General features: G+C 68.1%; 11 protein-coding genes. All 11 read right to left on the bottom strand.

Annotated elements, in window-relative coordinates; genetic code table 11:
- Positions 1 to 393 precede the first annotated feature (393 nt).
- From APY03_RS28000 to APY03_RS27950, 11 genes are read right to left on the bottom strand one after another with little or no spacing between them, the layout of a single operon-like run.
- Positions 394 to 858 carry a hypothetical protein gene (locus APY03_RS28000; protein WP_068682081.1) on the bottom strand — a complete coding sequence of 155 codons (465 nt, stop codon included), beginning with the start codon at positions 856 to 858 and terminating at the stop codon, positions 394 to 396.
- A gap of 8 nt (positions 859 to 866) precedes the next feature.
- Positions 867 to 1,241: a type II secretion system protein gene (locus APY03_RS27995; protein WP_068682079.1), complete on the bottom strand. Its 375-nt coding sequence runs from the start codon at positions 1,239 to 1,241 to the stop codon at positions 867 to 869.
- Between the two features lies 1 nt (position 1,242).
- The gene (locus APY03_RS27990; protein WP_068682077.1) at positions 1,243 to 1,716 is read right to left on the bottom strand and encodes a type II secretion system protein; all 474 of its coding nucleotides are present in this window, start codon (positions 1,714 to 1,716) and stop codon (positions 1,243 to 1,245) included.
- Positions 1,713 to 3,557 (bottom strand): tetratricopeptide repeat protein, encoded by a 1,845-nt coding sequence (locus APY03_RS27985; RefSeq protein WP_068682075.1) that lies wholly within the window; start codon positions 3,555 to 3,557, stop codon positions 1,713 to 1,715. Before APY03_RS27985 ends, APY03_RS27990 begins: the two co-directional genes overlap by 4 nt.
- Positions 3,554 to 4,051: a hypothetical protein gene (locus APY03_RS41845; RefSeq protein WP_068682073.1), complete on the bottom strand. Its 498-nt coding sequence runs from the start codon at positions 4,049 to 4,051 to the stop codon at positions 3,554 to 3,556. The genes APY03_RS27985 and APY03_RS41845 overlap by 4 nt, the downstream gene beginning before the upstream one ends.
- Positions 4,048 to 4,659 (bottom strand): hypothetical protein, encoded by a 612-nt coding sequence (locus APY03_RS27975; RefSeq protein ID WP_146039388.1) that lies wholly within the window; start codon positions 4,657 to 4,659, stop codon positions 4,048 to 4,050. The genes APY03_RS41845 and APY03_RS27975 overlap by 4 nt, the downstream gene beginning before the upstream one ends.
- Positions 4,644 to 5,120, bottom strand: coding sequence for a PilN domain-containing protein (locus tag APY03_RS42775; RefSeq protein ID WP_198161313.1), 477 nt, complete (start codon positions 5,118 to 5,120; stop codon positions 4,644 to 4,646). Before APY03_RS42775 ends, APY03_RS27975 begins: the two co-directional genes overlap by 16 nt.
- 44 nt (positions 5,121 to 5,164) lie before the next feature.
- On the bottom strand, positions 5,165 to 5,944 hold the full coding sequence (locus APY03_RS42770) for a hypothetical protein (protein WP_162487120.1): 780 nt from the start codon (positions 5,942 to 5,944) through the stop codon (positions 5,165 to 5,167).
- The gene (locus tag APY03_RS27960; RefSeq protein WP_332112704.1) at positions 5,925 to 7,493 is read right to left on the bottom strand and encodes a GspE/PulE family protein; all 1,569 of its coding nucleotides are present in this window, start codon (positions 7,491 to 7,493) and stop codon (positions 5,925 to 5,927) included. The genes APY03_RS42770 and APY03_RS27960 overlap by 20 nt, the downstream gene beginning before the upstream one ends.
- On the bottom strand, positions 7,490 to 8,686 hold the full coding sequence (locus tag APY03_RS27955) for a type II secretion system F family protein (protein WP_068682065.1): 1,197 nt from the start codon (positions 8,684 to 8,686) through the stop codon (positions 7,490 to 7,492). Before APY03_RS27955 ends, APY03_RS27960 begins: the two co-directional genes overlap by 4 nt.
- Positions 8,687 to 8,701: 15 nt before the next feature.
- Entirely contained in the window at positions 8,702 to 8,839 is a 138-nt protein-coding gene (locus APY03_RS27950; RefSeq protein ID WP_269747410.1) for a type II secretion system protein GspG, read from the bottom strand.
- Positions 8,840 to 8,841: the final 2 nt, after the last annotated feature.

Here is an 8,841-nt window from a genome sequence, read left to right as displayed (position 1 = left end):
TGCTGCCGTTGCTGTAGACGGCACTGGCCAGGCGGCCCAGCGCGTCGTAGACATAGCTCACGGAACCCGCATGGGCCGCGAAGCCAGCCACTGCGAGCACCCCCATGCAAACACGGCGGCAGACAGCCTTGCGCCTCGCCCGAGCAACACTTGAATCGTTCATGATTTCCTCTCTGAGTGCCGATCTGCGTCGCGGAAGAGATCGCGACAGCAGGGAACACATTGCGAACGTCACGCTTGGGGACGTCTCACATGCGCTTTCTTCCTTGGCCGCGAACCTTAATGAGATTCAGAGCCTATGAAGCAAGCCAGCGACAAAGAGCGAGAAATGAAGGCCCTGATCAGGGCACTTGCTTCGGCGCGGTGTGAATCGAAGGCGGGAGAGGGAGACAGTCAGTCGCTTCCGTCGTAGACGAAGTGCCAGTCACGATAGCTTCGCGGTGCGGCGCCGTGCACGATCACGCCATCAGGACTGCGCAGCCGCAGGGGCAGCTTCGTCGATCGGCTCGCCACGCCCCAGATGCCGCCCTGCGGCGCCATCAACAGCGTGAAGGGCTGCAAGGTCAGCGGATCGGGATCGAGCCGCCGGAGGTATCGGCGCACCACCAGATGGCGCGGGTCCTTCAGCAAATCGTCCAGCCGGCTCGGGTACTTGCGCTGGCCGTCGGGCGCGCTCATGTAGTAGCTCCTGATCGCTTCGCGGTAGAGCGAGCCCACGTAGGCCAGCTCAGCCTCCTGCTCCCTCTGCACGCAAGTCGCATGCACGTCCAACGCCTTGCCGACGCCGAGCGACAGGAGAAACACAGCGAGCAGCAACGACAGGTATCCGATGCCGCGCTGATGGCGAGGGCCGGTCATCGCCCCCGTTACCAGGACTTGAACGGCGTGCCGTCCGTGGCGTTGCCGGAGGCTCCACTGCGGACGTCGTGGATCACCTTGCGTCCCCCTTCTTCATCGCGCAGTTCAACGATCCACGAGTCCCGGCGCTCGGTGACCGGGTCGAGTGGCACGGCGCGCAGGTAGCGCAGCGTGACGAGGTCGGCGAGCCGCTCGGGATAGCTGCCCCTGTCGCCGTAGAACTGATCGAGCGCGATGCGCATCGCGCCCAGGTTCTCTCGCAAGGCGGCCTCCTTGGCGCGATCGGCCTGGCGCATGTAGCGCGGCGTCACGATCGTGAGCAGCGCCGCGACGATGGCCATCACGACCAGCAGTTCGATCAGCGTGAATCCCTTGCTTCGCATCTCACCATTCCCTGTATGGGCGGCCGTTCAGGCCGGTCTTGCTGCTGGCCGAGTAGACGTCGTAGACGTCCTCGCCTTCTCTCGGGTGCGCCGCGTCGCTCGCATACGCGCGCTTGCCCCACGTGGCCTCCGGCGCCAGCGTCGGGTCGGCATTCATCGGATCGCGCGGCACGCGGCGCAGGAAGAAGATCCTGCGTCGGCCGGGGTCCTTGAGAGCGTCCGCACCGTCGACCAGCGCCGCCAGCGTCGGCGGATAGCCGGTGGTGGTCGGGGAGCGGTGGATGCGGCCCTCGTCGCCCGCGCGCTTGTAGGCATCGATCGCCGTGCGGATCTCGCGCAATGCGATGCGCAGCTCCTGTTCCTTTGCACGCCTCACGGCCATCTCGGTCAGCGGGACGACCACCGACGCCAGGATGCCGACCAGCGTCACCGTTACCATCATCTCGACGAGGGTGAATCCGCGGCCGGTCTTCATGGACCCGCCTCCGTCGGGAGAGGCGCCGCGGGCGCGCTGCCGTACTCGGCGCCGGGCGTGAGACGCATCGGCCGGACCGAGGCGTTGTCGAAGGTGCCCGAAGGGAACTCGAGCACATGGGCCGAGGGCATCGGCATGGCGCGGACGATCCTGGGCGTGATCAGCAGCACGATCTCCGATCGGCCCTCGGTGTCGGTCTGGTTGGAGAACACGCGGCCGACTCCCGGCACCTCCCCGAGGCCCGGAATGCCGGCGGAGCTGCGGCCCTGCTCGTCCTTGATCAGACCCGCCAGCACCTGCGTCTCCCCGTCGCGCAGGCGCAGCACCGTGGTCGCGTTGCGAGTGCCGATCTGGTAGGCCAGCAGGCCGGTGATCGAACGGATCTCCTTGACCACGCTGCTCACCTCGAGGTCGATGGCGATGGTGACCTCGCTGTTCACATGGATCTCCGGCGTGACTTCGAGCTTGAGCCCAACGTCGAGATAGTTGATCGATTCCGTGGAGGCGCTGGAGTTCTGGTTGACGGTGGTCGTGATGACGGGCACCTTGTCGCCGATCAGCACCTTGGCCTTGTGCCGGTTGCTGACGCGGATGCGCGGGTTGGCGAGCGTCTTGCTGTCCTCGCCGGTCTGCTTCAGGTTCAGCACCAGCAGGGGGTCGGGCAGGAAGAGCTGGAAGCTGTTGCGGCCCAGGCCGCGGAGCTCGTCCACGGTCAGCTGGCCCGGCACGCCGGCGCTTCCCCGCACCCCGGCGGCCAGCCGGGTCGGGTACTGGATGCCCGCGTTGAGCAGGCCGTTGGCGTTGATCTCGAGGATCTCCACCTCCAGCAGCACCTCCGGGTCGGCGACGTCGTAGGCGGCCACGAGCCGCTCCGTCGCGGCGATGACGTCGAGGTTGTCGCGCACCATCATCATCTTGAGCCTGTCGTCGACGTACATCGATTTCGGCGCGATCAGCGTCTTGACAAGCTCCTGCATCTTGCGCGGGTCGGCGTTCTTCAGGTGGAAGGTCCGGATCACCAGGTCCTCGTAGCGCTTTCGCTTCTCGTCGTTGTCCGCGTAGATCAGCAGGGTCGATTCGTTGAGCACCTTGCGCGCGAGCTGGTTGGTTCGCAGCACCAGGTTGAGCGCGTCCGCAACCGAGGTGTTCTTCGCGAAGATGGTGGTCCTGATGTCGCTCTTGACGTCCTTGTCGAGAATGAAATTGACGTTCGACGTGCGGGAGAGGATTTCCAGCACGGTCGGGAGGGCGACGTCGCGCAGCTCCAGCGTCACCGGCTTTCGCAGGGCATCGGACAGGACGGGGTCGGCGGCCAGGCCCCGGTTCCTTTGCAGCTCGATGCCCTGCTGGAGCCGCTGCGCTTCCGCCTGCCCCGGATTGACGGAGAGCACGGCCTGCAGCGCATCGAGTGCGCCATCGGTGTCGCCGCTCTTCAGCGCGGCATTGGCCTTCGCGAGCTGCTCGGCTTCGCGCGTTCCGCGCGCCAGCGCGTCGATGCCGGAAAGCGCAAGCTCGTTCTGCGGATCGATCCGCAGCATGGCGCGATAGGCCTCTTCGGCCTCGGCCGAGTTGCCGCGGGACGCGAACTGCCTGGCGCGCGTCACCAGGTCCCGCAAGGCGCCGTCGCGCGCTTGCATGTATCGAAGCCGGTACTGCGCCGGGTTCTCCTTCGCCAGGCCCGCGAGCGTGGCCAGCGCAGCATCGGTCTGGCCCTGCGCGAGCAGCCGGTCCGCGCGCTGCGCCTCCCAGTACGTGGCGCAGCCGGAAAGCAGCGCGATCGACAACAGGCATGCAGCGGCACGCAGGCCCCATGCCCACGGGGTCTTCCTGATCAGGTTCATTGCAAGGCGACGATGCGAATTTCGTTCAAGGGCAGGTAACGCAGCACCAACTGGGTGGGGTCGGCCTTCTCGACCTTCCATTGCGCGTCGACGGCCTCGCCGACCTCCACCACGTGCGGGTCTGCACCGAGGCCGAGGAAGACATGGCTGCGGCCGTCCTGGTCGATGCGTCCGAGGTAGGTGAAGGGCGGATCGGGGGCCACCGGTTTTGGCGGCGGAGGCACGATCGCCGGCGGCGGTGCAGGCGGGGGCCGCGCGGGCGCGGGCGTCGGCTGCGGCGGTTCCGGGGCCTGCGGCAACGCGGCGGCCGTGCGAAGCCAGGGCTCCGCGGTGCGTGCGCGGGTCTCGGCACCCGGCTTCGAGCGCGCCATGTCATCGCCGGCCACGGGCCAGGGCTCCACCACCGCCTCGGGCTTGAGCAGTGCCAGCACGGTCAGCACGGCCGTGGCCAGCAATCCCGTTTGGAGTCCCTTGCCGAGCGAAGCCTGCCTCATCGGGCGTCTCCCGGACGCGGATCGCGGTAGTACAGGCTGGCGTCGATCCGGATATTCAGCCGGTCCGGGTGATCGGGCGATCGCTCGGTTGAGATCCGTTCGACCGCGAGATTGGGCATGGCGACAAGCACGTCGTGCAGGAACTTCCGAAAGGGCACGGCGCCGGCTTGCATCGTCAACCGGACCGACAGGCGGCTTCCGGGCAGGTGCTCGAACCGCTGGCTGTCGTAGTCGACACGCGACAGCTCGACGCCGGCCTGCCCCACCAGCGAATGCAAGGTCTGCAACTGCTGCGGCCACAGCTCCGCCTGCGGCAGGAACGCGACAAAAGCCCGCACGAAATCTGCCCCGTCGCGCGGTGCGGGCTCGGCCGCGGCATCGGTCACCCGATGCCGTGTCGCCAGGGTCGCCGACGCGGCCTGCAACGCGCGGACTTCCTGCCGCAGCGGGCGGTTGACGGCCGCGGCGAGCCCGAGCCAGAAGCACAGTGCCGCCAGCGCCAGAAGCATCGGCCAGTTCAGCGACGCCCAGGCGAGGCGGGTGGCCCAGGCCGCGCGTCTCGCCGCGGCGTTGAAGCGAGGCGCCAGCGCCCTCACGGTTGCCGCCATTCCACGGAGACCCGGAAGAGCACAGGCTTGCCGCTGGCCGCTGCACCTTCCGCCTGCCGCGCTTCGGACAGCGGCTCGACGGAGCGCCACGACGCATCGGACTGGAGGCGCTGCATCCAGGCAACGAAAGCCTGGCTGTTGTCGGCCTCGCCGGTGATGTGCAGCCGGCGTGCATCCGATTCGGGTTGGACCCGCGTCACCCGCACGTCGTCCGTAACCGTCGATTGCAGGGCGTCGAACATGGGCGCCCATGGGCGATGCAGGCTGGCGATCAGGCGATCCGCCTCGCCCGATGCCTCGGGCCGGAAGGCCTCGGCTTCACCCGATCGTTCCAGGTGCAACGGCGGCCGCAGCGCCTCGGCTTGCGCGACCGCAGCCGCGCGCTCCGCCAACAAGGTGTGTCGTTGCAACAGGCTGTGCGCACCGCCGAGCACGCCCAGCGCCAGCAGCAATGCCGCCAAGGGCGACCACGGCGAACGAGGTGCGAACTCGAGACCCATCGGCATCAGAACACTCCGCACAGGGCGAAGGCGTAGGCGACATCGGCACGCGTGTCGAATCCCTCGCCGTCGTTCAACATCAACACGTGCGCCGGGAACGCGGCGCCGCCCGCGGGCGCCCATGAGGAGAAGCACCGGCGCGTCCCGTGATCGCATGGCGCACCGAGCATGGTGGCGTCGCGCTGCGCGTCGAAGGGTCGCAGTGCGATGTCCGTGGGGAGCCCGTGCTCGTGCCGCACAGCAATCTGCCGGTCGCCATCCACCAGGTGCACGACACCGTTCTCCCCCGCCAGCACGCCGCCGAAGCGGCCCCAGACCGTTGCCAGCGCAGGCGCAATGCTGCCCAACCGAAGCCGCGCCTCGCGGGCATGCGCAGCGACCTCCTCCACAAGTGCATGAGCAACGAAGGCCGCGAGCTGCGGAGCGCCGAACCGGGCCTTGGCGAATCGCATCGCATGGACCGACGCATCTTCCCGGAAGCGCTGCTCGAACAGCGCGGAGGCCACGCGGTCGCGCAGCGACTCGTCGGCGAGCTCGTGCGACCACGGGAGCAGCAGGTAGCGTACGTCCGACGGGCCGAGCACCCATTCGATGGACGCACCGCCGCCAGGCACTACCCATTCCCGCAGCGCCTGCAGGGCCGGCGCGCGCTCTCCCGGCGAGAACGCAACGAGCGCCTTGCGCGCCACCACGCACCGGCGGCCATGCCCCCGCACTTCGCACGCGGCCAACACCCGGGCGCCCAGGTGCACGCGGAACGTGGGCCTATTCCACAAAGGTGACACGATTGATTTCCTGCAGCGTGGTCTGCCCACGCCGGACTGCATCGAGCGCCGCACGGCGCATCGACACCATGCCGCGGCTGCGTGCCGAGGTTTTCAGTTGCGCGATGGGCGCCTGCTGGACGACGAGTTCCCGCAGGTCGTCGTCGAGCACCAGCACCTCGGTCAGCGCGCGACGGCCGCGATAGCCCGTGCCGCGGCAGTGCGCACAGCCCTGCCCCTGCCTCTGCCGCCCTCCTTCGGCAAGCTCCGAACGCTGGATGCCGGAGGCGCGCAGCAAGTCATCGCCGGGCTCGACGTCCTCGGCACACCGGAGGCAATTCATGCGCACCAGCCGCTGCGCCACCACCCCGTTGAGCGCGGTGACGAAGCTGTAGGCATCGACGCCCATGTGCCTGAAGCGGCTGATGACGTCGAAGACGTTGTTGGCATGGACCGTCGTGAACACGAGATGGCCCGTCAGTGCCGCCTGCACGGCGATCTCCGCGGTCTCGCGGTCACGGATCTCCCCGACCAGGATGCGATCGGGGTCGTGGCGAAGGATCGAACGCAGCCCCCTGGCGAAGGTAAGGCCCTTGCGCTCGTTGACGGGGATCTGCAGGACTCCCGGAAGCTGGTACTCCACGGGGTCCTCGATCGTGATGATCTTGTCCTCGCCCCGGTTGATCTCGCTCAGCGTCGCATAGAGCGTGGTGGTCTTGCCGGAGCCCGTGGGCCCGGTGACGAGCAGCATCCCGTAGGGCTGGCTCGCCAGTTGCCGGATCGTCTGCTGCGTCGTGCCCTCGATGCCCAGCAGGTCGAGGCTGAGCTGCGAGAGCTCGGCCGTCAGCGACTGCCTGTCCAGGATGCGGAGCACCGCGTCCTCGCCGAACAGCCCCGGCATGACCGACACGCGAAAGTCGATCTCGCGGCCGCCGATATGGACCGCGAAGCGCCCGTCCTGCGGGATGCGCTTCTCGCCGATGTCCAGCTCCGCCATCACCTTCAGGCGCGAGATCGCCTGCTCCGTCAGCGCGAGGTCGGGCAACTGCCGGGCGAGCGACAGCACGCCGTCGATGCGGTACTTGATGACCAGGCCCTGCGGCGTGTTCTCGAAGTGGATGTCGCTGGCGGCGCTCCTGTGCGCGTCGTAGAGCGTGGAGTTGACGAGTCGCACGACCTGGCTTTCGTCCCGGGCAATCGAGCGCGGGGAGATCTCTTCGCTGCCCGCCTGCAGCGCCGGGTCCGCCTGATCCACCCGGACGAGGTGGTGCAGCGCCTGCTGATGCGCCTCCAGCCGCGAGAGCAGCGCCCTGAGGTCGACCGCATGGGTGCGGACGATCACGAAGGAGCCGGGAATACGGTGGCTCGCCCAGGTGCAGAGAAGCTCGTCGAGCGGCTCGCTGCTCACGAAGTAGCGAGTGCCATCCTCGTCCGCGAGCAGCACGCATTCGCGCTCCAGGCATTCGCCGAAGCTGAGCGACGCGAAGTCGGGCGCCAGCGGCGCCAGCTCCGCGAAGCACATCATCCTGGGCGCCGCATCATCGGCATCGAAGCGCGTGTCCTCGCTCACTGCAGTGCCCCCGCCAGTTCGAAGATCGGCAAGTACAGCAGGATCACGATGCCGCCGATCGCCAGGCCGATGACCAGCATCAGCACGGGCTCGAAAAGCCGGGTGAAGTGGTCGATCCAGTGGTTCATCTCCGTGTCGTGGAAGGCTGCGGCCTTCTCCAGCATCTCGGCCGTCTGGCCGTTGCGCTCGCCGGCGCGCAACAGGCGCAAGGCCACCGGCGTGGTCAGGGCAGATGCCTGGAGGCTGTCGCTGAGGCTGCGGCCTTGCGAGACTTCGAGGGTGGCCGCGCCGGCTGCCGCCTGCAACGTCAGGGGCAGCAGGCCCTGCGCCATGCGCAAGGCCTTGGTCACGGGAATTCCGCCGCCAAGCAGCAGGCCCAGCGAGCGATAGAAGCGCGAGAGTTGCATCAGGCGCACCTTGGCGCCGATCCAGCGGTTGTCCTGCAGCGCTGCCCCGAGCTTTGTGCGCACGGCGGGGCGGCTCGCGAGCATGGCGATCGCCGCAAGTCCCGCACCGGCCGCGACGAGCAGGGGCAGCCCATGCGTGCTCGCGAACGTGCCCCACTGCATGAGCCAGCGCGATGCGAGCGGCAGCTTGTCTTCCATGCCCTCGTAGACGCGGCTGAAGCGCGGCACCAGGAAACACAGCAGGAACGTTGCGACCGCGACGCCCACGATGCAGAGCATGGCCGGATAGAGCGACGCGCTGACGATCTTCTGGCGAACCGCGCCCAACTGCGCGTGGTAGCGCAGATAGCGCTCCAAGGCGGGCACCATTTCGCCGGTGTGCTCGCTGGCCGCGATCGAGGCGACGAACAACTCCGGGAAGTGCGCGGGAAAGCTGCGCAGCGCGGCGGAAAAGGCCTGCCCTTCCTGCATGCTGCGCACCAGGTCGCCGAGCACGGTGCCGCCCCGGCCGTCCTGCACCTGGCGCTCCGCCAGGGTTTCCAGCGTCTCGATCAGCGACAGGCCCGCGCCGAGCAGCGCCACCAGCTCATGGGCGAAGAGCGAGAGGTCGAAGTTGCTTCGCGACAGCGATCCGGACTGCCTGACGAAGCCGCCACCCGCCACGCCGATCACGTGCAGCCCGGCTTGGCGCGCCATCCGTTCGGCCTCCGCGGACGTGCTCGCGCTCACGCGATGCAGCTGCAGCTCACCCTCGGCACTCAGGCCGCGAACCTTGAAGATCGTCATCGGGGTGTGGGCTCGTCAGTGCGCGATGTCCGCGTCGTCGCCGGTACCACCGGACGCCTTGTCCGGCCCGAAGGAATAAAGCTCGAAATCGTCGGGCTGACGGCTGCCGGGGAACTTGTACTGGTACGGCATGCCCCACGGATCCAGCGGCAACT

The sequence above is a fragment of the Variovorax sp. WDL1 genome, assembly GCF_001541225.1.
GTDB lineage: Bacteria > Pseudomonadota > Gammaproteobacteria > Burkholderiales > Burkholderiaceae_C > Variovorax.
Note: the sequence above shows the minus strand (reverse complement) of the source record. Positions and strands in the feature narration are given on the sequence as shown.